A 25,947-nucleotide genomic window follows, 5' to 3' on the forward strand; every position below is an offset into this window, starting at 1 on the left:
TCCGGGGATCGACCCGATCTTGCTCTGGGTCAGGAAATGAGACAGCATCCAGTCATGATCAAGCGATGGCTGGAGATGACCCGGGCCGACAACCGGCCGGTAGCCGTGTCCACGCGTGTCGTGGTCCTCATGGTGATCGCCATCGCGGTGACGCTGCTCATCCTCGGCAACGTGCCGCCCGACCCGGCCTGGCGATAGCCATCGGCAGCAGCGCCCGTGCACCAGGCGAGGGAGATCTTGACGCCCTCGGCATGTCCGGGGTGGACACCCAGGCGCGTGGCCGGTTTGTCGGTGCTGTTCGGCATCATCGCTGCAACGATCAGAGAGTGGCGATGGCGACCGACCCCCTCGCCCCGTTCCGCTGGCTGGCGGTTCCGGCGGGGCACGAGGACAACCTGTTCGACGAGATCTTCTGCGTTTCCTTTCTCCGTGGGCTTGAACCAGCCGAGGTGCTGCGCCGCTTCGCGAAGCCGGAGGCGCGGCAGGGGACGCCTCAAGGGCTGCCGCAGGGACGGGAGATGAGCCTGGACGAGTACGGCCATGCGGCGTTCGAGTTCGGCGACAGGTACGGCGGCGCGCTGGGCGGTGGACACGTGGGAGTAGTCCAGGCGGGGGACTGGTGCGTGGCCCTCGAACTCTTCGGTTGGGAGGCCGCCATGAGAGACACCCTGGCCACGCTCTCCTCGGACGGCGAGGTGGTGGCCGTTCTCCGTCACGACTACGCCAACCACCATGTCGCCTACGCGCTCGACGGGGAGACCGTCACCAGTTTCAACCCGTACATGCCGGACATGCGGTCGGGCTGTGATCCGGACCGGCTCAACGAGCTCCTGCGCGAGGTCGGCCTCCCCCTGAAGCCGGCGACCGGAGACGAGGACTGGAACGACCTCTACGCCACCGCGATCGCGCGGTCGTTCCACCTGGCGGCGAGGATCACCGGCATCGTGCTCACACCGGACATACTGACGGGTCCGCTCCTGGTGGGCCCGGTACAGGGCACCTGAAATCGGATGGCGCTCCCGGGGTGGGTGTCGTTAGGGTCGCGGCGTGATCTACGAAGACCCTCTGGCGTACCTGCTCGGCATCGAAGGCGTCGCCCTGTTGCGCTCGTTCACCGGCCAGTCCGACCGCGGCTTCGTCGAGGCGCGCGTCGCCGAGATCCGCCGGCTGCTCGACGACGAGGCGCTGGCGGACGCGGGCGTGGAGGTCGCGCGGGTGGACGCGGTGGAGGGCTATCGCATCTGGTCGCGCACCTATGACGGGCCCAACGGGCTGTTCGCCATCGATGAGCCCGTCGTCGGGCAGATCCTCGACGCGCTTCCGGCGGGCGTCGCCCTGGACGCCGCGTGCGGCACCGGCCGGGTGGCGGCGTCCCTGGCCGGGCGCGGCCATCAGGTCATCGGCGTGGACGGCTCGCCCGACATGCTCGCGCGGGCACGGGACCGGGTCCCGCAGGGGGAGTTCCTGGTCGGGGACCTGCTGAGCCTGCCGGTGCCGGACGACGCCGTGGACCTCGTGGTCTGCTCCCTGGCGCTGACGCATGTCCCGTCGCTGCGGCCGGTGATGGCCGAGTTCGCCAGGGTGCTGCGCCCGGGAGGACACCTGGTGGTCTCCGACATGCATCCCGAGGGAGTCGCCCGGGGCTTCGTTCCGCCCGTACGGCGGGAGGACGGGCAGCCGGGGCGGATAGCCACCTACCGGCACCCCGTCGGCGACTACCTGCGCGCCGCCCTGGCGGCGGGGCTGCAGGTGCGCCGCTGCGAGGAGCCCCGCCTGCCGGAAGCGGAGCACCCGCGGCCGGTAGAGACGCCGTCCACGGCGCAGGCGCTGGAGACCTGGGACGTGTGGCCGTGGTCCCTGACGGACCTGGTGCCCGAGGCCGCGAGGGCCGCGCATGGCGACGTGCCGGCGATGGTGGTCTGGCACTTCCAGCTGTCCCCGGCGGGAGACTGAGCCGCGAGTTTCTCCCGAGGCGCATAGATGGCCCACCAGGACGGGCATGTCTCTACCCGGCCCTGCATGTGCGGGCCGCCCGCCATCGGCCCGGATGGCAAGCTGACTCCCGGTGGCCGGGCCCTTACGGAACGGGGCGGCGCGGGCGGCTGCGAACGTCTCCCGCGTAGACCCCGGGCACGGCCACAGGCAGGCAGTCTCCCCTCGGAAGGAGCACGAATGAGCAACCGTGTCGTCGCGCGAAGGCTCAACGACCACGTCGAGATCCACCACGTCGACAGGCCGGACGTGGTGCTGGAGGTCCCGCGCAAGGACTTCGCCGACCTGATCGCCGCGGTCACGCCGCTGGAGGCCGAGGTCACGGAGTCCGCGGCCTGACGCCAAGGACCACCTTCCGGAGCCCCCGCCGCCCACGCGGCGGGGGCTTCCGCCTGCCTGCGCCCGTGACTCCCCGCCGGGTTAGGGGTGGCCTTTCCGCCCTGTTTCGGTCATCTATTCGGCGGAAAAGCGGATGGCGGTGGTCATGTGGGGCGTACGGTGCGCCACATGCGCCGTCAGCCGACCCCCTCCGAGACGCCGGAACCGCAGGTTTCCGAACCCGCTGAGACGGGTGGAGGACAACGCAGGACGCGGGTCCTCGCGGTGGCGGGCGCGGCGCTCGTGGCCGGCGTGAGCGTCGTCCTGGCCGTGACGAGCCTCGTCCCCGAGACGGCCGGGCCTGACCAGGCGTACCTGCAGCGCCTTGAGCGGATCGCCCCGTGGCTGGCGCCCGAGGAGGGCGCGGCGCTGAGCCGGGCCCGCGCCACCTGCCGCGACATCCTGGACGGCAAACCGGGGGAGGAGCTGGTGAGCGACGCCCAGGAGCGCTTCACCGACGTGACCCGGGAGCAGGCCGCCGAGATCGTGGAGGCGGTCAAGGAGTGGTGCCCCCCACCGGCGACCTCCTTCGCGAAGTGAGCTCTCGTCCGCCACACTGAGTCCATGGAATACGTCGGCCGGGTGCCCGCCCCGCCGCTCGACCGGTTCATCGACGACATCTACTGCCTGACCGGGGTGCCGCGCCACCCCCGGATGAACGTCCCGCCGATGCCGTCCGCACACCTGTTCGTCAACCTGGGCGAACCCGCCCGTCTGTGGGATCGCGACCCTTCGGCGCCGCCGGCAGTGCTCACCGACGGGTGGTTCATGGGTGTACGGACCAGGCGTTTCCTCCTTGAGTACCCCGCACGGGTGCGGCTCGTCGGGGTGCACTTCAAGCCTTGGGGTCTTTCGCCGTTCGTCGACATGCCGGCGACCGAGCTGCGGGACCGATGGGTGCCGGTCGGCGCCGTCTGGCGACGGTCCTCGGACCGGATCCGCAACCGGCTCGGCGACAGCGCATCGGCCACCGAGACCCTGCGGGTGATGGAGGAGGAGCTGCGGTCGCGACTGGCCGAGGCGCCGTCGCGCGGTCTCGACCTGGTCCAGCACGCGGGCGGCCGGTTGGCGACCTCCCACGGCGCGCTCCCGGTCGGTGCGCTGACCGACGCCGCCGGGGTGAGCGGCACTCACCTGGCCACGCAGTTCAAGTCCCATGTCGGGATCACCCCCAAGCGGGTGGCGCGGATCTACCGCTTCGCGCGGCTGATCCTTTCCGTGGACCCCCTGCGTCCGGTCGACTGGTCGGAGCTCGCCCAGACGGCGGGCTACTTCGACCAGGCCCACTTCAGCAAGGAGTTCAAGGACTTCACCGGTCACACCCCCACGGAATACCTGGACCTGCGGCGCCGATTCCCCGCCGAGCGAGGGTTCCCGCCGGACAGCGGCCCGATGCCCGCTGATTGATTTTTTACAAGCCCGGCCGCCCCCCGGCACGACAGGATCGGAGGCGAACGCGCAGGACGACTCCAGGAGGACCCGTGGGCACAGTGATCATGCACAACGTGGTGTCGGTGGACGGCTTCATCGCCGACGAGAAGGACGACGTCGGAACCCTCCACGACTGGTACTTCAGCGGGGACACCCCGATCACCGAAGGCGGCGACCAGGAGTACGACCATTCCGGAACGGGAAGCCGCCTCAAGGTCTCACGCGCGTCGGCGGAGTACGTCCGGCCGATGTGGGAGTCGATCGGTGTGATCGTGATGGGCCGCACCCTGTTCGACCTGGTGAACGGCTGGGAGGGCAAGCCGCCCGCGGGCGACCACGTGGTCGTGGTGTCCCACCGGCCCAAGCCCGAGGGCTGGCACCCCGAGGCGTCGTACCATTTCGTCGATGACGTGACGGCAGCGATCGACAAGGCCCAGGAGCTCGCCGGGGAGTGGACCATCGGTGTGAACGCCGGCGAAGTAGGCGGCCAGATCCTCGCGGCCGGTCTCGTGGACGAGGTGGCGATGGACGTGGTGCCGGTGGTGTTCGGGTCGGGCAAACGCTTCTTCGGCAGCATCGAGGGGCAGCATCTGCTGGAGGATCCGCACGTGGTCATCCAGGGCGACCGGGTGCTGCACCTGAAGTTCAAGGTCCGCCGATAGGCCGGTGGGCGCCCACGGCCGACCCGACTTCACCAGGCGGCTCGACCCGGGCGCCGCCCGGCCTACAGGCGGGGGTCCGCCGGCTCCGACTCCAGGGCCAGGACGGCGAAGACCGGCTCGTGGACGCGCCAGGCCGCCTCGCCCTCGCACAGCCGGGCCAGCGACTCCAGCCCCAGCGCGTACTCCCGCAGCGCCATCGCCCGCTTCTTGCCCAGGAAGCGCCTGCGCAGCACGTCCAGCGACTCCGTGTAGTCCGGCCCGTAGATGATGCGCAGGTACTCGCGGCCCCGCACCTTCACCCCCGGCTGGACCCGGCCCGGCGTGTACGCGGCCGGCTTGACCACCATGCCCTCGCCCCCGGCCGCCGTCAGCGACTCCCACCAGGCCACCGCCTCGGCGCGCGACTGCGCCGAGTCCAGCGACACGAACAGGTGGCGCGTGTGCGTGATCAGCGGCGAGTCCAGCAGCGCCAGCGTGGACAGGTGCCAGGCGTGCGGCTCCAGCGCCGTGGCCCGCCCCTCGCAGGCGAGGATCTGGAACGGCGCCACCCGTACCCCGTCCAGCCCGTCGACCGGCCAGCAGTAGCGGGCGTAGGCGTCGCGGAACAGGGCAGCGTTGGTGGAGCGGCGCCGGGTGCGGGACAACAGTCCGCCCACATCCGCCCCGCGCCCGGCCGCCGCTTCGAGCGCCGACACGGCCTCGGGCAGTGCCACCCGCGCCGCCGCGCCCACCGAGGCGTACTGCGTCCTGATCAGCTCGCCAGCCTTGGCCGACCAGGGCAGCAACTCGCAGTCGAGCACCACCCAGTCGGAGCCGAGCTCCGCCCACAGCGGCGCGCACGCCTCCCGCAGCCCCTCGACGAGCGGCCCGTTGTCGTGGAAGAACGGGCGGCCGGTACGTGTGTAGACGGCCCCCGTGCTGCCGTCGGTGACGCCGAACCTGTCCCGTGCCACCTCCGGCGTCCTCGCCAGGACGGCCACGGCCCGCGAGCCCATGTGCTTCTCCTCGCACACGACCTCGCCCACTCCGGCGGCGGCGAACTCCGCGAACGCCTCGGCCGGGTGCTCCAGGTAGCCGTCCAGCGTGGACGTCTCCGGCGGCGCCATCGTCGGCGGCAGGTACACGAGCCAGCGCGGGTCCACCGCGAACCGGCTCATCACCTCCAGCGCGGCCGCGGCGTTCTCCTCCATCACCTTGACCCGCGCGCCGAAGCGCGTCTCGACGTACCGGGTGCCCCGCACGTCGTCGACGCTCAGCGTGTTCGGCTCGCGCGCGGGGACGCCGAGCGGCTTGACCGGCTCATACCAGACCTTCCGGGCCGGCACCTGCACCAGCTCCCGCTCCGGGTAGCGCAGCGCCGTCAGCTCGCCGCCGAACACGCAGCCCGTGTCGAGGCAGATCGTGTTGTTGACCCACTCGGGCCGTACGGTCGGGGTGTGGCCGTAGACGACCATGGCCCGGCCCCGGTAGTCGTCGGCCCACGGGTAGCGCACCGGCAGGCCGTACTCGTCGGTCTCGCCGGTCGTCTCGCCGTACAGGGCGAAGGAACGGACCCGGCCGGACGCGCGCCCGTGGTACGCCTCCTTCAGGCCCGCGTGCGCGACGACGAGCCGGCCGCCGTCGAGCCGGTAGTGGCTGATCAGCCCGTCCATGAACGCCCGCGCCCGCTCCGCGAACTCCGGCGGCTCGGCGGCGAGCTGGTCCAGCGACTCCTGGAGGCCGTGCGTCGTCCTGACGTTGCGGCCGTTGAGCGCGCGCACCAGCTTCTGCTCGTGGTTGCCGGCCACGCACAGCGCCGTGCCCGCCTCGACCATGTCCATGACCAGCCGCAGCACGCCCGGAGTGTCGGGGCCGCGGTCCACCAGGTCGCCGACGAACACCGCCGTCCGCCCCTCCGGGTGCCGTACCCCCTGCCAGCCGAGCCGCGCGAGCAGCTCCTCCAGCTCGGCGCGGCAGCCGTGCACGTCGCCGATGATGTCGAACGGCCCGGTCAGCTCACGCTTGTCCGACCACGACTTCTCGTACGTCACGGTGGCGCTCTCGACGGCGTCGAGGCCGCGCAGCACGTGGACCTTGCGGAAGCCGTCCCTGGAGATCTTGGACAGCGACCGGCGCAGCTCCTTGCGCTGCCGGATCACCACGCCGGCCCCGAAGTCACGGTCGGGACGGGTGGCGTTGCGCTGGATGGCCGTCTCCTCGGGCACGTCCAGCACGATGGCGTCGGCCAGCACGTCGTGCCGCTTGGCCAGGTCGATGAGGGCCTTGCGGGCGCCGTACTGCACGTTCGTCGCGTCGACCACGGTGAGCAGGCCGCGCGACAGGCGCACGCCGACGATGTGGTGGAGCAGCGCGAACGCCTCCGACGTGGCGGACTGGTCGTTCTCGTCGTCGGAGACCAGGCCGCGGCAGTAGTCGGACGAGATGACCTGCGTCGGCTTGAAGTGCCGGGCGGCGAACGTCGACTTCCCGCTGCCGGACACGCCGACCAGCACCACCAGGGACAGCTCAGGAACGCTGATCACGGGTGAACACTCCCATCTGCGTCGGCGGGCCGACCTCGGGGTCGTCCTCGCCCACGGGCCGCAGGTCGACGGTGTAGCCGTACCGGCCGGCCACCTCGGCGGCCCACGCGGCGAACTCGGCCCGGGTCCACTCGAACCGGTGGTCGGGGTGGCGCAGTCCGGTCAGGAACTCGTAGCGCACGTTGTACTCGATGTTCGGGGTGGTGACGAGCACGTGCCGGGGCCGGGCGTGACCGAACACGACCCGCTCCAGCGCCGCCAGGCGCGGCGGGTCGACGTGCTCGACCACCTCCATGAGCACGGCCGCGTCGTAGCCGGCCAGCCGCTTGTCGGTGTACGTCAGGGCGCCCTGGAACAGGGTCAGCCGCTCGCGCCTGGCGGCGGGCATCCGCTCCAGCTTCAGCTTGCGCGCCGCGACGGTCAGGGCCATGGGGGAGACGTCCATGCCGCCGACTCGGGCGAACCGGGGCCTGGCCAGCAGCTCGCCGACCAGCTCGCCCTGGCCGCAGCCGAGGTCGATGACGCTGGTCGCGCCCAGCTCCTCCAGGGTCAGCAGCACGGCCTCCCGCCGCTTCCCGCTGAGCGACCGCGGCCCGGCGGCCTCCGCCGGAGCCTGCTCCTGCTGCTCTTCCTGGACGGTGGCGTCCGGCTGCTCGCCGTCCGGGGCCGGCGTCGCGGTCGGCCCCTCCTCCGGTACGGCCGGCTCCAGCGCCTCCTCCGTCTCGTCGCCCAGCTCCGCCAGCCGCGCCAGCGCCGTACGGGCCAGCGCCCGGCGGCGGCCCAGGTAACGCCGCGTGATCAGCCCCCGCTCCGGGTGCGTCCCCAGCCAGCCCTCACCGGCCCGGATGAGCTTGTCCACCTCGTCCGGCGCGATCCAGTAGTGCTTGGCGTCGTCGAGCACCGGCAGCAGCACGTACAGGTGGTTGAGCGCGTCGGCCAGCCGGACGCTCCCGGTGAGGGCGAGCGTCACGTACCGCGAGTCGCCCCACTCCGGGAACCCCTCGTCCAGCGGCACCGTCTGCGCCGACACCTCCCAGCCGAGCGGCTCGAACAGCCGTCGCGCCAGGTCGGGGCCGCCCCGGCAGGGCAGCGCCGGCAGCCGGATCTCCAGCGGCAGCGGCCCGGCCGCCAGCTCCGGCCGGGCCGCGCACCGCCCCGCCCGCGCCGTGCGGAACACGTCGGCGAGAGCGACAGCGAGCAGGGACGAGGCGGCGTAGGGCCGGTCGTTGACGTACTGCGACAGGCTGAAGTCCGGCGAGCCCTTCCCGCGCGAGCGGGCCAGCGTCACCGGGTCGACCTCCAGGAGGAGGGCGGCGGTGCAGCGCTCCTCGCCCGCCTCCGGGTAGAACACCGTCGCCTTGCCGGACGACTGCCCGAACTCCTGCACCCGGTCGGGATGCTTGTGCAGCAGGAAGCCCAGGTCTGTCGCCGGTCTCGCGGTCGTCGAGATCGTCAGCAGCACGCGCCAAGTGTGTCGCAACCGGGTGAAAGCGCGCCACGGCGTTTACACGTGCGGCAGCACCTCGGCGGCGATCAGCTCCAGGTGGTCCGAGTCGGCCAGGTCCATCACCTGGAGGTACACCCGCTCGGCCCCCAGCTCCGCCAGCGCGCCCAGTTTGTCCAGAACCTCGGCCGGGGTGCCGGCGAGCCCCTTCTCGCGCAGCTCGTCCAGACCCGTGCCGATCGCCGCGGCGCGCCGCTCCAGCTCGGCCCGGTCACGGCCGACGCACACGGTCTGCGCCGCCGACAGGATGAGCGTGCGCCCGGCCTCGTCGGCCGCCCGCCGTACCCGGTCGAACGCCGCCCCCGTCTCGGCCGGGGTGTGGAACGGCACGTTGTACTCGTCGGCGTACGTCGCCGCCAGCCGGGGCGTCCGCTTGGCGCCGACCCCGCCGATGATGATCGGCGGGCGCGGGCGCTGCGCCGGCTTGGGCAGCGCGGGCGAGTCGGCCAGCCGGTAGTAGGCGCCCTCGAACGAGTATGGCCCCTCGGCGGTCCAGAGACCCCGGATGATCTCCAGCTGCTCCTCGAACCGGCCGAACCGCTCACTCACCGGCGGGAACGGGATGCCGTACGCCGCGTGCTCGCCGTCGTACCAGCCGGTGCCGAGGCCCAGCTCGACCCGGCCGCCGCTCATCCGGTCGACCTGCGCGACGCTGATCGCCAGCGGCCCCGGCAGCCGGAACGTGGCCGGCGTCACCAGCGTGCCCAGCCTGATCCTGGAGGTCTCCCTCGCCAGACCGGCCAGCGTGATCCACGCGTCCGTGGAGCCGGGCCCCGGATCGCCGGCGCCGATGCGCTGGTAGTGGTCCGACCTGAAGAAGGCGTCGAAGCCCAGCCGCTCGGTGGCCTGGGCGACGGCGAGCAGGTCGGTATAGGTCGCGCCCTCCTGGGGCTCCGTGAAGATCCGCAACTTCATACCGCCATTATCGGCATGGACCGGACAGCATCCGGAGAACACCCCCGGTGCTGCCCCCGGGCTTGCTAGCGTCGCGTCAACGCTCTGTGTGATCGGCCGACGACTCGGGGTGGCGCATGTCTGGTTCGCGGTGGTCCGGAGGGCGGTCCCGGCGCGGGCGGGAGGCCGGCACGCTTCCGCGCCCGCTGGCGCTTCTCGCCGCCCTGGGCCTGGCGGCCGCGACCGGGGTGTCGCTCACGCTGTTGCCGGCCCGCGCCATGCCCGACCTCGTCCCGGCCGCCACCTCGCCGGCGCTCGCCCGGCCCCGGCCTCCCGACGTCCCCGGAGCCGCCACGGCTGGTCCCGCGTCCTTCGTCCGCTTCGCCGAGCCCGGCCGCGACCCCGGCTTCGACCTCGCCGCCGACGCGCGGCTGACGGGAACGCGCTGGTACGCCCTCGGCCACCTGGTCGCCGGCCCCGGCGCCTGCGCCTCCGCCTGGACCACCTCCTCATCGGCCACCCCGTTGACGAACACGGACGGGGCGCTCGTCGCGGGCATTCGGGCGTTACGGGAGGAAGGGGGTGGTGCGGGCGTCGTACTCGGCGGGTCCCGGGGCCGTGAGCTCGCGGCCACCTGCGCCACACCCGAGAGCCTGGCCGCCGCCTACGGAGACGTCGTCGCCCGCCTCGGCGCCGCGTACCTCGACATCGAGCCGAGCGCCGTCGAGGCACGCGACGGCGAGCCGGGCGATGGCGGGTCGGGCGATGGCGGGTCGGGCGACGGCGGGTCGGGCGACGGCGCCGACCGGGCCGTGGTGATCCGGCGGGCGCGCGCCCTGGCCCTGCTGCAGCGCGAGCGGCGGCTGCCCGTGACGTTCACGCTGCCGCTCCGGTCGGACGGCCTGGCCGAGCGTGACGTCGCGATGCTGCGCCTCACGCGCGCGCACGGCGCCGACGTCGCCACCGTCAACCTGCTGTCCCCGATCGAGCCGTCCGGAGCGCCCCCGGGCAGGCTGCGCCGCGTCGCCTCGGCCGTGCGCGCCGCCGTGCGGCAGGTCGCCGAGATCCAGGGCCTGGACGGCCCGGCCGACGCGTGGCACCGGGTCGCGCTCACGCCCGTCCTGGGCGCCGCCGCCGACCTGAACGAGACCGACGCGCGTGCGCTGGCCGCGTTCGTGGCCCGCAACGACCTGGCCTGGCTGTCCCTGCGCGGCGCCGAGCCCGAACCGGCCGTGGCCCGCGTCCTCTGGCACACCCTCGCCTGAACGACCCCGCCGGGACGAATCCCCTTGAGCGACCCCACTGGCATACTCCCGCCCGAACTATAGGATTTCGGCGAAGCGACGACGACGTAGCCGGCGAGGGGGAGAGGCGGTGGCGGGCCAGGCGCGCACGGCGCGGAAGATCCTCGTCCACTGGATGGACGGCACGGTCGCCCTGCTGGCGCTCTCGTTCATTGCCATGATCGCGGCGATGACCGTTGAGCGAAAGATGACCGTCCCGCACGCCGTCGTCGTCGGCGTCTGCCTGCTCGGATCGTGCGCGCTCTACCCGTTCCTGCTGCGCGAGGCCTTCGACACCCGGCAGCGGCCGACAGCCAAGCTCGTCGTGGCCGGCCTGCTGGCGGCGGGCGCGGTGGCCCTGCTGCCCCCCGCATCGGGCACCGGTACGAGCGACGGGGCCTGGGCCATGGTGATGTACCTGTGGCTGTCGGGCGCGGTGCTGTACCTGCCGATGTGGGCGGGCATCTGCACCGGCGCCGTCGTGCTCGGGCTGACCGTGACCGCCGTCGTGGTGATCACGCACCAGCCGTGGCAGCCGGTGCTGCTCGTGCAGGGGACCATGGCCGTGGCGATGTCCGTCGCCCTGTGGTTGTGGCGCTGGCTGTGGTGGACGATCAGGGACGCGCACGACAGCCAGGAGGCCAAGGCGAGCCTGGCCGTGTCGGAGGAGCGGCTGCGGTTCGCGCGGGACCTGCACGACCTGCTCGGGCACAGCCTCTCGGTGATCTCCCTGAAGAGCGAGCTGGCCGCCAAGCTCGCCACCCGCTCGGACGCCGGGGCCGGCAAGGCGGAGCGGGAGATGGCCGACGTACGCAGGCTGGCCGCGGAGGCGCTGGCCGAGGTGCAGGTCGCCGTGGACGGCTACCGGACGCTCGACCTGGACGAGGAGCTCCACGGGGTACGGGCGGCGCTGGAGGCGGCCGGCGCCCGCTGCGTGATCGACGCCGCCACCGCCGACCTGTCGCCCGCGGCCCGCGCGCTGCTCGCCTGGGCGGTCCGCGAGGGCGCCACGAACATCCTCAAGCACAGCACGGCCACCCGGTGCTCGATCACGATCCGCGACGGCGCCCTGGAGATGCGCAACGACGGCGTACGCGTCCCGGCGCCCACGGCCGCGTACCCGCTGGAGACCGTCGGGGAGGCGAGGAGCCGGGCGGGCGGGGAGCGCGGCGGTAGCGGCCTGCGCGGGCTGTCCGAGCGGATGGCCGCCGCGGGCGGGACGTTCGCGGCCGGCCCGGATCACGGCGGCGAGTTCGTGCTGAGGGCGGCGGTGCGGGCATGAGCGGGCGAGCGGGCCGGTTCCAGGACAGGCGGGGGACGAAACCAGACACGGTCCTCCGGATCTGGCGGGCGACGAACCTCGACAAGGTCCTCAGGTTCAGGCGGGCGACGAAGCTCGACAAGGTCCGGTGGCTCATCGTCTACTCGATCGACTTCCTCCACCTCACGTCCCTGAGCGGCTTCTTCTCGCTGTACGCGATCTGGGAGCAGGGGTTCCCGGCGCCGCTGGCGGTGGGGGCCGGTGTGCTGCTGGCCGTCCTGCTGGTTCTCGCCTGCCGGACGTTCCGGCTCGCGGTCAGGGGCGGCAGCCGGCCGACGGCCGTCCTGTGGGTCTCCGGCGTGATCGCGCTCGTGCTGTCGCCGGCCGCGCTGCTCTGGGGGCCCGCTCTGTGGCTCGGCATGCTGGCGCCGTTCACCCGCAAGCGCACCGTCGTCGCGGCGTCCGCCGCGTCCATCGTCGTCGTGAGCGTCTACCTCGCGCTGATCACGGGGGGCGTGCTCTGGCCCGTGGTCCTCCTCCAGACGGTGCTCACCGTGCTCATCGTGGGCTGCGTCGGCGTGAACCTGTGGCTGTGGCGGCTGGCCAAGGCGGCCCACGAGGGCCAGGAGGCCAGGGCCAGGCTGGCCGTCTCCGAGGAGCGGCTGAGGTTCGCCCGCGACCTGAACGACCTGCTCGGGCAGAGTCTGTCCGGCATCTCGGCCGGAGCCGAGCGGGCCGAGGAGCTGCTCCGGTCGGACCCGGAGGCCGCGGCGGCCCGCATGTACGAGGTGCGGGACACCGCCCGGCAGGCGCTGCGCGAGGTGCGCCTGGCCGTACAGAGCTATCGGACGCTGGACCTCGACGAGGTGCTCGCCGGCGTGCGCGCGGTCCTGGAGGCGGCGGGCGTGCGCTGCGCCGTCGATGCGGACACCGCCGCACTCGGGCCCGAGACCCGTACGCTCCTGGCGACCGTCGTCCGGGAGGGCGCCACGAACGTGCTCAAGCACAGCAAGGCCGAGCGCTGCTCGATAACGATCAAGGATGGGGTGCTGGAGATGTCCAATGACGGGGTGACCGGCCCGGTGGGCGACCACGCGCCGGACGGGCTCGGCGGCCTGTCACGGCGAGTCATCGCCGCGGGCGGCACGCTCCAGGCGGCGCCCACCCGCGAGGGCGCGTACGTCCTGCGCGCGGCGGTGCCCGCGTGACCGCCTCCGCGCCGGGGAACGGCGGGGGATCGTTCGTGTCCGGCGACGGTCGATCGTTCGTGTCCGGGGACGGTCGATCGTTCGTGTCCGGGGACGGTCGCCGGAGAGGGGACGCGGCATGACGACGCGTGTGCTGCTGGCCGACGACGAGCACCTGATCCGCGGCGCCCTGGCCGCGCTGCTCGACCTGGAGGACGGCATCGAGGTGATCGCCCAGGTCGGCCGGGGTGACGAGGTGCTGGCCGCCGTCACCGAGCATCGCCCCGACGTGGCCGTGCTCGACATCGAGATGCCCGGCATGGACGGCCTGAGCGCCGCCGAGCAGATCAGCTCCCAGTGCAAGATCGTCATCCTGACCAGCCTGGGACGGCCCGGGTACCTGCGGCGGGCGATGGCGGCCGGCGTCAGCGGCTTCCTCGGCAAGGACGCCTCCGCCGAGGAGCTGGCCATGGCCATCCGCAAGGTCCAGTCGGGCGGGCGCTACCTCGACGCGGAGCTGGCCGCCGCCGCGATGGCCGCGGGCGACAGCCCGCTCACCGACCGGGAGCGCGACGCGCTGCGGCTGGCCGGCGACGGCGCGACGATCGCGCGGATCGCGGCGGAGCTGCACCTGACCGAGGGCACGGTGCGCAACTACCTGTCGAGCGCGATGACCAAGCTCAACGCGCAGAACCGGCTGGAAGCCATCCGCACGGCACAGCGCATGGGCTGGCTGTGAGCCCGCACGTCAAGATTGCGTAAGCCCGACGATATAGGTGCTTTCTGAGGGGTAGATGCCGGTCTCATAAGGAGGGACCGCATGGCTGCTCAGCCCGCTCACCAGGAGAACCTGGGACATGTCGTCTTCATCACGGCCGCAGCGGCCATAGGTGGGTTCCTGTTCGGTTACGACAGCGCGGTGATCAACGGCGCGGTCGTCGGCATCCAGAAGTTCTTCGCCGTCGGCGCCGTGGAGATCGGCATCGTGGTGGCCATCGCGCTGCTCGGCTCGGCCGCCGGCGCCTGGGTGGGCGGCAACCTGGCCGACCGTTGGGGCCGTACGCGGACGATGCAGGTGGCGGCCATCCTGTTCGCGATCAGCTCCATCGGGCAGATGCTGCCGTTCAGCGTCTGGGACCTCGGCGCGTGGCGGTTCCTGGCGGGTGTCGCCATCGGCATGGCCTCCGTGCTCGGGCCGGCGTACATCGCGGAGGTGGCGCCGCCTGCCTACCGGGGGCGGCTGGGGTCCTTCCAGCAGCTCGCGATCGTGCTCGGCATCGCGGTGTCGCAGCTCGTCAACTACATGTTCGCCCGGCTGGCCGGCGGCAACGTGAACAACCATCTGTGGGGGCTCCAGGCCTGGCAGTGGATGCTGGGAGCCTGTGTCGTCCCGGCCCTGCTCTACCTGCTGTTCGCCTCGACGATCCCCGAGTCTCCCCGCTACCTGATCATGGCGGGCCGCACCGAACAGGCCCGGCGGGTGCTGCGGGAGGTCGAGGGCGACGAGATCAACCTGGACGACAGGGTCCACGAGATCCAGCACGTGCTGCGCACCGAGGCCCGGCCCACCATGAAGGACCTGCGCGGTCCCGCGGCCGGGCTGTTGCCGATCGTGTGGGTCGGCATCGTCCTGTCGGTCTTCCAGCAGTTCGTCGGCATCAACGTGATCTTCTACTACTCGTCGGTGCTGTGGCAGTCGGTCGGCATCACGCAGGCCAACTCCCTGCTGATCAGCTTCTCCAGCTCGGTGATCAACATCGTCGGCACGTTCATCGCGATCGCCCTCGTGGACCGGATCGGACGCAAGCCGCTGCTGCTCATCGGCTCGGCCGGCATGGCGATCTCGCTGGGCACCGCCGCCTGGGCGTTCAGCTCCGCCCGCACGGTGAACGGCGCCGTCTCGCTGCCGGGCGCCCAGGGCGTCATCGCGCTGATCGCGGCCAACGTGTTCGTGCTCTTCTTCGCCCTGTCGTGGGGCGTCGTGGTCTGGGTGCTGCTGGGCGAGATGTTCCCCAACCGCATCCGCGCCGCCGCCCTGGGCGTGGCCGCCGCGGCCCAGTGGATCGCGAACTGGGCGATCACGGTGTCGTTCCCGTCCCTGGCGGAGTGGAACCTGCCGATGACGTACGCGATGTACTCGTTCTTCGCGGTCCTGTCCTTCCTCTTCGTCGCCAAGTGGGTCAAGGAGACCAAGGGCCGCAAACTGGAGGAGATGGGCTGACCGTTCCGGAGGGAAGCCGCCCCTCACCGCTCGGGCGGCTCGTGCACCCTCCCGATCGGCTACCCTCCAGGGCGTGATCGACGACGTGCTCGGGCCCTCGCTGGACGTGCTGTTCTGCGGCATCAACCCCGGCCTCATGTCGGAGGCCACCGGTCACCACTTCGCCCGCCCCGGCAACCGCTTCTGGCCCGCCCTCCACCTGTCCGGCTTCACCCCCCGCCTCCTGTCCCCGTCGGAACAGCACCTGCTCCCGTCGTACGGGCTGGGCATCACGAAGAAGCAGTAGCGCGCCAGCGCGGCGTCGTCAGCGCTGACCTGGGCTACTGCTTGAGGAGCGTGGCGGCTCACAGGGCAAGTCACATGAGCTTGGCCCATGGCGCTCATCGTTCTGGAGGTGCGAGGTCTCGGGCAGTACTCGCTCACTCAGCCGAGACGGTCGGGAGGCGAGCGAGGAGCGAAGCCGCGTCCCGTAGGTACTGCTGAGCAGGGGCACCCTCAGTGGTCCAGAGGCCCTGGTGGGATGCCCTGTCAAGCTTCCTCCTGTAGCAGTGCTGGCCGGCCGGTTCCCTACGGAGGGTTACGCGCCCGACAGGGCCGGTTTCCGGTTTGTGACCTTTGCCCTCTTGCTGCGCGGATCACGATCTATCTACCTTGATCGTCAGATAGTGATCGGGCTCCGAGCCACCTGGCTAGGCACCTGCATGCCGCGGCGGAGAGCGACGTCCAGTGTCCTTTGGTCGCCGTTTGTTGTGGTTCGGAGTGTGGTGACGCATGCGCCGTAGTCTGTCGTGGGCTCGTTCGGCTGCGCGGTCGGTTGTCGTGGTGGCAGGGGTGCTGCCGGGGTTGGTCGCGTTACAGGCGTTGCCGGCGTCGGCGACGGTTGCCGCGCAGGTGGCCTTGGCTGTTGATGCTGGGATGGCTCCGGTTCTTCCTCGGCAGATGTCGGGGTCGGCGCAGGGTGTGCCGTCTTTGGTGCCCGCGACGCAGCTGGCGGCGGTGTCGGATCCGGCGGATGGTTGGAAGGGGCAGGTTGCTGCTCCGAAGGGGACGGTTCCGGCTGAGCAGCGGTTGACGCAGTCGTCCACGGCGACGACCTCGGAAGCGACCAAGGGTGCTCTGCCGGCGGGTGTGCGGAATGCCGAGTCCGCTGATAGCGCGGTGCTGTCGGTGCCGGTATTCGACGACATCTACCCCCGTAATGGTGAGCTGGTCGACTCTTTGACGCCGGTGTTGCGGGCGTGGGGACAGAGTTCCTACGGCGCGTTGGTGTCGTACTCGTTCACGATCTGTGACGACAAGTCGATGTCCGGCACGGGATGTACGTCATCGGGCTATATGGCGAGCAACCGCAACTACTGGAGCGTTCCGGCGGGCAAGCTGGCGTGGGGCAAGCAGTACTGGTGGCAGGTGACCGCCCGGGACAACCTGGACAGCTCGACCACCACCTCGCCGGTGCTGACGTTCACCACAGGTGTGCGCCAGCCTGCGGTCACGTCGTGGCTGGGGCGGTCGGGTACCAGCGGCCAGGAGTTCGATCAGCAGTCCGGTAACTACACGACGTCGTTCACTGATCTGTCGGTGGCCACGGCGGGGGCGCCGTTGTCGGTGGTGCGGACTTACAACAGCATGGACCCGCGCACCGATGGGATCTTCGGCGCGGGGTGGTCGACGCGGTGGGACATGAAGCTCCTCAAGGAGGTCCGCGGCGGGGCGACGTCGGCGTTGGTGACGTATCCGGATGGGCGTCAGGTGCGCTTCCGGGCGAACGGGGATGGCTCGTTCCAGCCGCCGCCGGGCATGTACGCCACGCTGGCGCAGCAGAGCGGCGGCACTTGGAAGCTGATGGACAAGCAGGCCACCAGCTACCTGTTCGACGACCAGGGCCGGCTGACCAAGCTGACCGACCAGCGCAACCGCAGCCAGGACCTGACTTACGGCAGTGACGGCAAGCTGGCGAAGGTGACCGGGGTGGGCGGCAGGTCGCTGACGTTCACCTGGACGGGCAATCACGTCCAGACGGTGTCCAGCGACGCCGTCGACGGCAAGCCGCTGACGTGGACCTACGGTTATGAGGACAACCGGCTGACGCAGGTGTGCGCGCCGGTGGCGGCGCCGAACTGCACCAGCATCGAGTACGGCAGCGGGTCGCTGTATCGCAGCGGCGTGCTCAACACCGATCCGGTCGGATACTGGCGGCTGGGTGAGGCGACCGGGACGACGGCCGAGGACGTGGGCACGAGCGGCGGAGATGCCACCTATCAGGGTGTGACGCTGGCTCAGCAGGGTGCGCTGGCGGGGACGTCGGACACCGCGGCCAAGTTCGGTCCGGGTGCGGTGGTCAAGCTGCCGTCGCACACGATCGCGCGTCTGGGTGACCAGATGTCGGTGGAGGCGTGGTTCAAGACCAGCCAGTCGGGTGTGATTCTGGCCGCCGGCACCGGTGAGAGCAGCGGCATCGCCAAGGGGGCGATGGTCTACGTCGGCACCGACGGCAAGCTGCGCGGCTCCCTGGACGCGGTCACCGCGCCCATCACCTCCGAGCAGCCGGTCAACAACGACCAGTGGCATCACGTGGTGCTGACCGTCTCGGGCGCGAACCAGACGCTGCTCCTGGACGGCCAGCAGGTCGGCACGATGACCGGGCAGGTGACGGCCTGGCGGAAGTTCGCCAGCGTCGGCAACGGTGTCACCGATCCGGCCAAGTCGCCAGCGGTTCCGTCCACGTCGCAGGCGTTCCCGTTCCAGGGCTCGATTGACGAGGTGGCGGTGTACGGAGCACCGCTGACCCCCGCCGAAGTGGCGGGGCACTACGCGGCGCGTGGTGGTGCTCCGTACAAGCTGTCGAAGATCACGCTGCCGTCCGGGCGGGTGTGGGCGTCCAACACCTACGACGACAAGAGCGACCGGATCGCCACGCACGTCGACAACCACGGCGGTACGTGGAAGATCGGCCCGATCTCTGTCCAGCAGGAGTACGGCGAGGCGCAGGTCACCGTCACCGACCCGGGCAACAAGACGCTCAAGTACCTGTATGACGCCTGGCGCGGCTACCGCATCCGCGGCGAGACCGACCAGCTCGACAAGACCACCTGGTACGAGTACGACCAGGCGGGCTTCCTGACCAAGGTCATCGACCGCAACGACATCGCGAATGAGATCTATCAGGACAAGCGCGGAAACACCCTGGGCCGTCAGTACTGCCGCGCACCGGGGGAGTGCGCGATCGAGTTCTGGACCTACTACCTCAACGTCAGCGACTCCTTCGACCCGCGCAACGACCAGCTGATCGCCTATCGCGACGGCCGCTCGGCCAGCGACACTGACAACACCTACGCCACCGTGGCGGAGTACAACAGTTTCGGAGAGCAGACCAAGCTGATCACCCCGGCTACGGCGGACTTCCCGAACGGCCGCTCCGCTTCGGTCGCCTACACCGACGGCACGGAGCCTGCTGTCGGCGGAGGGACGACGCCGGCTGGTCTGGTGGCGAAGAAGACCGACGCGCGCAGTAACTCGTGGACGTATCGGTACACGGCGGCGGGTGACCTGGCGGAGCAGACCAACCCGGCGGGGCTGGTGACGAAGCTGGAGTATGACGCGATCGGCCGCCTGTCGGCCTCCACACAGGTGTCGCAGGCGCATCCGGACGGGGTGAAGATGACCTTCGCCTACGACGGGCTGAGCCGACTGGTGACGCAGACGGAGCCAGGAGTGAAGAACGAGATCTCGGGGGTCACGCACACCAAGCAGACGACCTTCGGCTATGACCTGGACGGCAACAAGCTGAGTGAGAAGGTCACCGACCTGACCGGCGGCGACGCCGAACGGACCACCACCTACACCTACGACACTCACGGCCGCCAGGACTCCATCACCGACCCCGAGGGCGGCGTTGTCCGGCAGGACTGGAACCAGCGCGGGTGGGTGACCCGCGTCACCGACGCCCGTGGCGCTGTCATCGAGAATGGCTACACCGATCGCGGGGAGCTGGCGACGCGCACGCTGAAGGGATGGACGGACAGTCCGGTCAATCCGCAGCCAGCCAAGGACGTGGTGCTGGAGTCCCGCGGCTACGACCCCGCCGGGAGACTCACCTCCACCGTCGATGCGATGGGGCGCAAGACCACCAACGTGTACTGGATGGACAACCGGCTCAAGCAGAAGATCGCCGACGACGCCAAGCTGAACGGCGCCACCACGACCGGCGACGTCGTCCTTGAGGCGCATGAGTACGACGCGGCCGGCAACCTGGTCGAGCAGACCACCGGCGGCGGCCTCACCACCACGATCTATGATTACGACGCCGCCAGCCGGCTCATCGATCAGATCCTGGACCCGGACAAGCTCGCTCGCAAGACCGCGTTCGTGTACGACGCGAATGGCAATGTGCTGCGCAAGACGCTGACCGGCGCTGGCACATCGCGCACGGAGGTGACCGAGTACGTCTACGACAAGATGAACCTGGCCACAAAGACGACCGTGGAGAACGGCGCCGACGACCTCGTCTCCACCTCTGACTATGACGACCGCGGCCTCGTCATCGCGGCCACGGACCCGCGAGGCAATGCGACTGGGGAGGACAAGGCCGCGTTTACCTCGACGCTGCGCTACGACGCGCTCGGCCAGTTGGTGGAGACCACAGGGCCGAAAGTGAAGGTGGACAAGGCCGGCTCGTCCAGCGACGTCCGCCCGTCGGCCCGCTACGGCTATGACACGTTCGGTGCCACGACCCATGAGCGGGATGCCGAGGGTCGTACGGTCACGTCGACGTTCGACAAGGCGGGCCGTCTGGCGAGCAAGACCGCCCCACCGTACACGCCACCGGGCGGGACGACGATCACACCGACGACCGCGCACGGCTATGACAAGGCCGGACAGCTGATCCGAACCACCGATCCGCGCGGCTACACCAGCACCTTCGAGTACGACCAGCTCGGTCGTCAGGTGCGGGTGACGGACCCGGCGCCGGAGGGTGAGACGCCGGGCCGGTGGGTGGCCGAGTACGACCTGGCCGGCGAGCAGCGCGCGGCCGTGGACCCGACCGGTGCCCGGACTGAGGCGACTTACGACGACCTCGGGCGGAAGATCACCGAGACGCAGGTGGAGCGCAAGCCATCGGCAGCGGCGTACACCACGAAGCTGGAGTATGACGATGCCGGCCGCCTGACCAAGACGGTGGCGCCGGGCAACCGGGCCACCACGTACAAGGTGAACGCGGCCGGTGAGGTGACCGAGCAGATCGACCCGGCCGCCAACACCACGACAATGAACTACGACCCGGCAGGCCGGCTCACCAGGAGCACCAACGTGGCGCTCACCACGGCGACGCTGGCCGAGTACGACCTGGCCGGCCGCAAGATCGCTGTCAAGGACCTGAAGGGCGCGACGGTGCTGCGCACGATGAGCACCGGCTACGACCCGGCGGGCAACCCCACCACCCTCACCTCCGGCGAGGGGCACGTCACCAAGCAGACCTTCGACGCGCTCAACCGGCTCACCGGCCTGATCGAGCCGGTCAAGGACGGCGAGACCATCAGCACGTCGTTCGGTTACGACGCCACCGGCTCCCGCACCCGCCTGACCGACGGGCGGGGCAACGCCACCTGGACCACCTACAACACCCTCGGCCTGGTCGAGACGGTGACCGAGCCGTCCACCACCGCCCACCCAGACGCGGCCGACCGCACCTGGACCGCTGTCTACGACGGGGCCGGCAATCCGACCGCGCTGATCCAGCCGGGCGGGGTGCGCATCGACCGCACCTTCGACCATCTCGGCCGGCTGACCAAGGAGACCGGCGGCGGTGGCGGGGCGGCCAGTGCCGAGCGCAGCTTCGGCTACGACCTGGCAGGCCGGCAGACCACGATCGGCGACCTGACCGTCGACTACAACGACCGCACCCTCCCGTTGTCGATCAAGCGAGGCGCCGCCCAGCAGACCGGCTACTCCTACGACGAGCTGGGCAACCCGACCCAGCGCGTGGACGCGGCAGGCACAGCCACCTTCACCTGGGACAACGCAGGCCGTCTGTGGACCGCGACCGACCCGGTCACCGCTCGTAAGATCACCTACGACTACGACCAGGCCAACCGGATCAAGACGATGACCGCCAAGGTCGGCACCACCAGCGCCGACACCCAGGTCTTCACCTATGACGACATGGACCGCCTCGAGACCCACACCCTCAAGTTGAGTACGGGCGCTCAGCTGGCGCAGATCACATACGGGTGGGACAAGGACGACAACCTCACCACCAAGACCACCGCCGGCCTGGCCGGGGCGGGCACCAACACCTACGGCTACGACCACGCCGGACGGCTCACCTCATGGACCGCCCCCGGCGGCGCGAAGACCTTGTACGAGTGGGACGCGGCCGGCAACCGCACCAAGGCTGGCGACAAGACCTACACCTACGACGAACGTAACCGCCTCACCTCAGGCGACGGGTCGACGTACACCTATACGCCGCGCGGCACCTTGGCCACGGAGACCAAGAAGGGTGCGACGACTCAGCTCACCTTCGACGCCTTCGACCGCCTCATCGCCGACGGCGACAGCCTCTACAGCTACGACTCCCTCGACCGCGTCACTTCCCGCATCAGCGGCACCGTCAAGCAGACCTTCTCCTACGCAGGGCTCGGCAATGACCTGGCCGCGATCAGCGACAGCGGTGGCACTGTCCAGGCTAAGTACGCCCGTGACGTCAGCGGTGGCTTGCTGGGCTTGAAGGAGGGCACCGGTGCGGCGGTGGCGGCGCTGAGCGACCTGCACGGCGACCTGGTAGCAACCTTTATCACCAGCCTGCAGACCTCTACCGCCTACGACCCGTTCGGCATCGTCACTGCCCAGACCGGCGCCAAGACCAATCTCGGCTACCAGGGCAACTACACCGACCAGGACACCGGCAAGGTCAACATGCACGCCCGCTGGTACCAACCAGGCACCAGCACCTTCACCAGCCGCGACACCGCCACCCTCACCCCCAATCCCTCAGTTCAGGCGAACCGCTACACATACGCCAACGCATCCCCCATGACTGGCATCGACCCCACCGGGCACGCCACCGTCATCACAGACGGCGTCGGCTCCATCTGGGACACCCCCACCTACTCCGGGTCGGCAGTAGGGGGAGTCTGGGGCACTCCCTACGGTCCCGTCCGCGATGACTACGAAATCGGCGGCTGCCTGGCTTGTGTCACCACAGACCAGATCGTCTTCGGCGCGGTCAGAGTGATGACCAAGGAGGAGATGAAGCGATGGAACATGCTGCCCAACGGCTGGAATCCAGGAAAGGGCTTCTGGAAGTCAGGTAAAGCCACCATCGATAAATTCATCGATATGGCATACGCGAATGTCGATCCGGAAACCCTTGATCGGGCGTGGGCCATCTATGCGGAAGCAGCCAAGAGGAGTAAGGGCGGCTCGGGGGCTTCAACTTCGTCTAAGCGCACCCCTATGTGCTCAAGCTATTATGGGACAGAAGCGTGTGAGGCCATTAAGCAATCGGCGGTAGTTGCAAAAAAGGTCAAGCAGTTTCTAAACGAATGCACCAACTTTGACTACCCTGTGTCTTGCTTCAACTTGCGCACCGAGCTGGGCATTGAGGATGACGACTGGCGCGCGATGCGAGGAGATTTCTCGAAAGGTGGGCGAGGGGACTGGCGAAGACTCGTCGACTTGCTTGTCGGTGACGCTATCGACTGCATTAATGGAAGCGTTCTCGGATGCGGGTTCTTTGCCTTGAATTTTGTGCCAGTGGGTGGTGTGGCAGTTAAAAGCATCCGCGTCATGGGCAAGACCTTCAAAACCCTCGGGAGAACTGGCAGCGCAATAGCGAAGGCAACCACCGCCAACACAGTGATGGCTCAGGTCGGTGAAGCACTTGCACAGCGTTGGGGGAAAAATCGCCTTCAGATACCGTCTGGCAACGTACGATATGATATAGATCTCGTAGGTCGACCTCACTATGACAAGAAGACGAAACAGTATATAGATACGCCTCACGTAAAGGTATATACGTATCATCAAGGGCCTGATGGCCGTGGTGGCTGGCAGGGCGGAGAGACACGTCTGGCCACATGGGAAGATCTTAGGATGGCTAGAACGTACCTAGATAAACTGGGAAAATAGCAGATGCCAATCGCTGAGTTCACAGGGCTTGGTCCCTGGCTCGACGATTTTCCGCGAGTCGAGTTCGAGACTCAGAGCGGTATCGTCGATCTCCATAATAATGCTAAGTTCACTCTTATGCATTTCTGTCCCAGCGAAAGCGTGCTTACCTTGAAATTCAAGTACGCCTCTCACTGGCGAAGGATCGAAACGCACGGAATTCTCGCAATGCTTACATTTGTCGGGGTCGGAAACCTCAAAATTCTTCAGGCTTCCAATTTTGATCCCCGGGCGGCAGAGTCACTTGAGGGGCTCGTCCACCGCGTTGAGTCCGACACCTCTCATTTCCAGATTGACCTCGGCGACGTCACATGCGAGCTGACAGCTACTCGACTTGTGCTTTCTTTCGTCGGACAATAATGCGCTTTGGAATTTATTATATTCGCATATATAGTTTCAGTGCTATCGATTCAGCGCCGAGCATGAGTGGGAAGCAGGGTCGGGTGCGCCCAGACTGCATCCAGGGGAGCGGTGTGCGAGTTAGGCTGGGTCACGGGCGCGATGTCGTGAAATGACGATGGCCATCACGTGGAATGGGCGCCTTGTCCCGCAACGCCGCAGGACAGGATCCCAGCATGATGGCAGGGTGTTGTTTGGAGCTGTTGACTAACGTGGTGGCCCGGGCGAGCGCGAAGGCCTCGGAGCTGACGCGGGAGGAGCTGGTGGAGGGCGGCCGGCGGCTGGAGGCCTTGGTGGCTCGCGTCGGTCCCAAGGTGCTGGGTGTGCTGGGGGTGTCGGCGTACCGGACGGCTTTCGCCCGGCCGAAGGCGGCGGTGGGGTTGCAGGAGGATGCGGTCGGGGGTGTGCCGGTGTGGGTGCTGCCGAACCCGAGCGGCCTCAACGCGCACTGGACGTTGGCAGGGATCGCGGACGAGCTGCGGCGGGTGCGGGAGCACATCGGCCGCTGAGTCGGCGTCCATGGTGCACCCTGTGGTGATCAAGTGGGGTAAGTCACCATCCGTGATCTTTGTATGACTTAATTCGATCTTGTTGTCGTTTCGAGTGGAAGTTACGCTGGTCCGTCTAACCTTCTAAGTTGCCAGTAGTGGCAATGGCATCTACTCAAAGGCTTGCCGAGTAAGTTAAATTCAATGAAGGTGTATAACGTAGTTATACGCACGGTGGCCGCTCTCTCGTTCGCTCTTCTCACCTCGGGATGTTCGGGAGAGACCGAGGCGCTTGAAGTTGATAAGCACGTTCTCGATGATATGCGAAGCGTCGGAAGAGTGCTGGCAGAGACTGAAACCGAGGCCATATTTGATGGCTCTGGCGTAATCACTCGACTGATCATTGTCGATGTCGATGTCGATGTCGATGTCGATGTCGATGTCGATGTCGATGTCGATGTCGATGGCTCAGGTGTCGAGTCCGAGCTGGCCGCCGCAAGTGCCCGTTTGCAGGGTCAAGGCTGGAAAGTCGCCGATGAACGCCCATCTCAGTGGATCGAAATGAATTCCAATGAATGGAGAAAAACGAAGGTAACGATATTTGGTTCGGATTTCTTTGAGTCGTCTGGGCGATATGAATCGTCTGTCGAGAAGGCCCTGCGCAGCGCGCGCTCTGAACATGGATCGGATGGTTTCTTGGTGCTGGATGCGCATAGAACGGACGGGTGAGTTTGGGCATATTGGGCGTGCACTCTAGAGCGTCGCAAATCGGCCTGCCAGTAAGAGGGCTATTGGCGGGAAGTGTTCTAGGGATGCTGCTTGTCGGAACAGCCCTCCTTGCCGTCCGTGGCGAGCTGTTTCCCGCTCCCGTTCACCAGGTTCCCTCCGCTGCGCTCGACGATGTGCGTCGTATCGGCAAAGTGCAGGCGGAGGGCAGCGACGAATTGGGCCATGACGGCCAGTCCGATATTGCTTACACGTTTATCATCGATGTCCGAAGTGCGAGGCCTCAGGGGGCGGCGGGGAAGGCGACGAGCCTTCTCCGCGGGCAAGGATGGGAGGTCATAGGGCAGGGGCGGCTTGGTGTGGCGATGAAATCTGCTAGATGGCGTGCAGTATTATCTGTGGATCGGTTCGATCGTGCGGCCCTCCAGTATGAACCTGATCTCCTGAAGGTGTTGCAGGAAAAATCTGTTTCGGATGAATCTCTTGTAATAATTAGAGTTGATGCTTATCGCGACGAATGACGGATTGGTTCAACGACGTTTTAGAAGCTAATTGCGGCTGAAGTCGATAAAATCTCGCGACCCTTAGAGGGTGGCTCCGACCCTTTCGTGCCTTAGTGTCTTTCTTGGCCAGGAAATGCAGATCCTCTCCGGTGCGCGCAGGGCGTCCCAGGGCTGCAGCTTGATCGGTTTTGCGAAGTCGCTGCCTATCGATTGGCGCGCTACGAGCGGCGAGGTTAATGCGTATGGCATCGATGGCAGGATTTTGAGAACCGTGAAGATTTCATCGAATAGTTCTCAAGCCGAAATAAGCGCCGCTTCCGGAGTGCT

General features: G+C 68.7%; 19 protein-coding genes and 1 pseudogene. 17 read left to right on the top strand and 3 right to left on the bottom strand.

What is annotated here, in order from left to right; translation table 11 throughout:
• Positions 1-54 precede the first annotated feature (54 nt).
• From ACIBG4_RS06495 to ACIBG4_RS06525, 7 genes are all read left to right on the top strand, one after another.
• Complete coding sequence (locus tag ACIBG4_RS06495; protein ID WP_397200958.1) at positions 55-198, top strand: hypothetical protein; 144 nt, start codon at positions 55-57, stop codon at positions 196-198.
• Positions 199-332: 134 nt separating this feature from the next.
• Positions 333-1,004 carry a DUF6461 domain-containing protein gene (locus ACIBG4_RS06500; protein ID WP_397200959.1) on the top strand — a complete coding sequence of 224 codons (672 nt, stop codon included), beginning with the start codon at positions 333-335 and terminating at the stop codon, positions 1,002-1,004.
• A 43-nt stretch (positions 1,005-1,047) separates the two neighbouring features.
• Complete coding sequence (locus ACIBG4_RS06505; RefSeq protein ID WP_397200960.1) at positions 1,048-1,953, top strand: class I SAM-dependent methyltransferase; 906 nt, start codon at positions 1,048-1,050, stop codon at positions 1,951-1,953.
• 219 nt (positions 1,954-2,172) lie between these two features.
• On the top strand, positions 2,173-2,331 hold the full coding sequence (locus ACIBG4_RS06510; protein WP_310710959.1) for a hypothetical protein: 159 nt from the start codon (positions 2,173-2,175) through the stop codon (positions 2,329-2,331).
• Positions 2,332-2,499: 168 nt separating this feature from the next.
• A complete protein-coding gene (locus tag ACIBG4_RS06515) occupies positions 2,500-2,910 on the top strand; it encodes a DUF732 domain-containing protein (RefSeq protein WP_397200961.1) in 411 nt (136 codons plus the stop codon).
• A 24-nt stretch (positions 2,911-2,934) separates the two neighbouring features.
• Positions 2,935-3,777: a DUF6597 domain-containing transcriptional factor gene (locus ACIBG4_RS06520; RefSeq protein ID WP_397200962.1), complete on the top strand. Its 843-nt coding sequence runs from the start codon at positions 2,935-2,937 to the stop codon at positions 3,775-3,777.
• A gap of 74 nt (positions 3,778-3,851) precedes the next feature.
• Positions 3,852-4,463 carry a dihydrofolate reductase family protein gene (locus ACIBG4_RS06525; protein WP_397200963.1) on the top strand — a complete coding sequence of 204 codons (612 nt, stop codon included), beginning with the start codon at positions 3,852-3,854 and terminating at the stop codon, positions 4,461-4,463.
• Between the two features lie 62 nt (positions 4,464-4,525).
• Here ACIBG4_RS06525 and ACIBG4_RS06530 read toward each other — a convergent pair whose 3' ends face one another.
• The 3 genes from ACIBG4_RS06530 to ACIBG4_RS06540 are packed head-to-tail and all read right to left on the bottom strand — an operon-like array spanning position 4,526 to position 9,404.
• Positions 4,526-6,985, bottom strand: a complete 2,460-nt coding sequence (locus ACIBG4_RS06530; RefSeq protein ID WP_397200964.1) for a polynucleotide kinase-phosphatase — start codon at positions 6,983-6,985, stop codon at positions 4,526-4,528.
• Positions 6,969-8,447 carry a 3' terminal RNA ribose 2'-O-methyltransferase Hen1 gene (locus ACIBG4_RS06535; protein ID WP_397200965.1) on the bottom strand — a complete coding sequence of 493 codons (1,479 nt, stop codon included), beginning with the start codon at positions 8,445-8,447 and terminating at the stop codon, positions 6,969-6,971. The genes ACIBG4_RS06530 and ACIBG4_RS06535 overlap by 17 nt, the downstream gene beginning before the upstream one ends.
• Positions 8,448-8,489: 42 nt before the next feature.
• On the bottom strand, positions 8,490-9,404 hold the full coding sequence (locus ACIBG4_RS06540) for an LLM class F420-dependent oxidoreductase (RefSeq protein ID WP_397200966.1): 915 nt from the start codon (positions 9,402-9,404) through the stop codon (positions 8,490-8,492).
• A gap of 116 nt (positions 9,405-9,520) precedes the next feature.
• On the opposite strand from ACIBG4_RS06540, the gene ACIBG4_RS06545 reads away from it, so the two are divergent.
• The 10 genes and pseudogenes from ACIBG4_RS06545 (at position 9,521) to ACIBG4_RS06590 (ending at position 25,638) form a co-directional block, all read left to right on the top strand.
• Positions 9,521-10,648: a hypothetical protein gene (locus ACIBG4_RS06545; RefSeq protein WP_397200967.1), complete on the top strand. Its 1,128-nt coding sequence runs from the start codon at positions 9,521-9,523 to the stop codon at positions 10,646-10,648.
• Between the two features lie 109 nt (positions 10,649-10,757).
• Positions 10,758-11,948 carry a sensor histidine kinase gene (locus tag ACIBG4_RS06550; protein ID WP_397200968.1) on the top strand — a complete coding sequence of 397 codons (1,191 nt, stop codon included), beginning with the start codon at positions 10,758-10,760 and terminating at the stop codon, positions 11,946-11,948.
• Entirely contained in the window at positions 11,945-13,135 is a 1,191-nt protein-coding gene (locus ACIBG4_RS06555; protein ID WP_397200969.1) for a sensor histidine kinase, read from the top strand. Before ACIBG4_RS06550 ends, ACIBG4_RS06555 begins: the two co-directional genes overlap by 4 nt.
• Positions 13,136-13,253: 118 nt before the next feature.
• On the top strand, positions 13,254-13,853 hold the full coding sequence (locus ACIBG4_RS06560; protein WP_310710969.1) for a response regulator transcription factor: 600 nt from the start codon (positions 13,254-13,256) through the stop codon (positions 13,851-13,853).
• Between the two features lie 81 nt (positions 13,854-13,934).
• Positions 13,935-15,335 carry a sugar porter family MFS transporter gene (locus ACIBG4_RS06565; RefSeq protein WP_397200970.1) on the top strand — a complete coding sequence of 467 codons (1,401 nt, stop codon included), beginning with the start codon at positions 13,935-13,937 and terminating at the stop codon, positions 15,333-15,335.
• A gap of 73 nt (positions 15,336-15,408) precedes the next feature.
• Positions 15,409-15,609: pseudogene (locus ACIBG4_RS06570) on the top strand (mismatch-specific DNA-glycosylase); the annotation flags it as partial.
• A gap of 548 nt (positions 15,610-16,157) precedes the next feature.
• Positions 16,158-23,465: a LamG-like jellyroll fold domain-containing protein gene (locus tag ACIBG4_RS06575; RefSeq protein WP_397200971.1), complete on the top strand. Its 7,308-nt coding sequence runs from the start codon at positions 16,158-16,160 to the stop codon at positions 23,463-23,465.
• Positions 23,466-24,097: 632 nt separating this feature from the next.
• The gene (locus tag ACIBG4_RS06580; protein WP_397200972.1) at positions 24,098-24,412 is read left to right on the top strand and encodes a uracil-DNA glycosylase family protein; all 315 of its coding nucleotides are present in this window, start codon (positions 24,098-24,100) and stop codon (positions 24,410-24,412) included.
• Positions 24,413-24,595: 183 nt separating this feature from the next.
• The gene (locus ACIBG4_RS06585) at positions 24,596-25,120 is read left to right on the top strand and encodes a hypothetical protein (protein ID WP_397200973.1); all 525 of its coding nucleotides are present in this window, start codon (positions 24,596-24,598) and stop codon (positions 25,118-25,120) included.
• Between the two features lie 83 nt (positions 25,121-25,203).
• Positions 25,204-25,638 (top strand): hypothetical protein, encoded by a 435-nt coding sequence (locus ACIBG4_RS06590; protein ID WP_397200974.1) that lies wholly within the window; start codon positions 25,204-25,206, stop codon positions 25,636-25,638.
• Positions 25,639-25,947 lie beyond the last annotated feature (309 nt).

The sequence above is a fragment of the Nonomuraea sp. NPDC050383 genome, from assembly GCF_044459125.1.
Lineage (GTDB): Bacteria > Actinomycetota > Actinomycetes > Streptosporangiales > Streptosporangiaceae > Nonomuraea.

Excerpts from the sequence above, each read along its gene's own strand:
- ACIBG4_RS06495 (WP_397200958.1), top strand. The coding sequence starts at position 55 with ATGATCAAGCGATGGCTGGAGATGACCCGGGCCGACAACCGGCCGGTA.
- ACIBG4_RS06500 (WP_397200959.1), top strand. The coding sequence starts at position 333 with ATGGCGACCGACCCCCTCGCCCCGTTCCGCTGGCTGGCGGTTCCGGCG.
- ACIBG4_RS06510 (WP_310710959.1), top strand. The coding sequence starts at position 2,173 with ATGAGCAACCGTGTCGTCGCGCGAAGGCTCAACGACCACGTCGAGATC.
- ACIBG4_RS06515 (WP_397200961.1), top strand. The coding sequence starts at position 2,500 with ATGCGCCGTCAGCCGACCCCCTCCGAGACGCCGGAACCGCAGGTTTCC.
- ACIBG4_RS06520 (WP_397200962.1), top strand. The coding sequence starts at position 2,935 with ATGGAATACGTCGGCCGGGTGCCCGCCCCGCCGCTCGACCGGTTCATC.
- ACIBG4_RS06540 (WP_397200966.1), bottom strand. The coding sequence starts at position 9,404 with ATGAAGTTGCGGATCTTCACGGAGCCCCAGGAGGGCGCGACCTATACC.
- ACIBG4_RS06545 (WP_397200967.1), top strand. The coding sequence starts at position 9,521 with ATGTCTGGTTCGCGGTGGTCCGGAGGGCGGTCCCGGCGCGGGCGGGAG.
- ACIBG4_RS06555 (WP_397200969.1), top strand. The coding sequence starts at position 11,945 with ATGAGCGGGCGAGCGGGCCGGTTCCAGGACAGGCGGGGGACGAAACCA.
- ACIBG4_RS06560 (WP_310710969.1), top strand. The coding sequence starts at position 13,254 with ATGACGACGCGTGTGCTGCTGGCCGACGACGAGCACCTGATCCGCGGC.
- ACIBG4_RS06565 (WP_397200970.1), top strand. The coding sequence starts at position 13,935 with ATGGCTGCTCAGCCCGCTCACCAGGAGAACCTGGGACATGTCGTCTTC.
- ACIBG4_RS06585 (WP_397200973.1), top strand. The coding sequence starts at position 24,596 with ATGAAGGTGTATAACGTAGTTATACGCACGGTGGCCGCTCTCTCGTTC.
- ACIBG4_RS06590 (WP_397200974.1), top strand. The coding sequence starts at position 25,204 with ATGCTGCTTGTCGGAACAGCCCTCCTTGCCGTCCGTGGCGAGCTGTTT.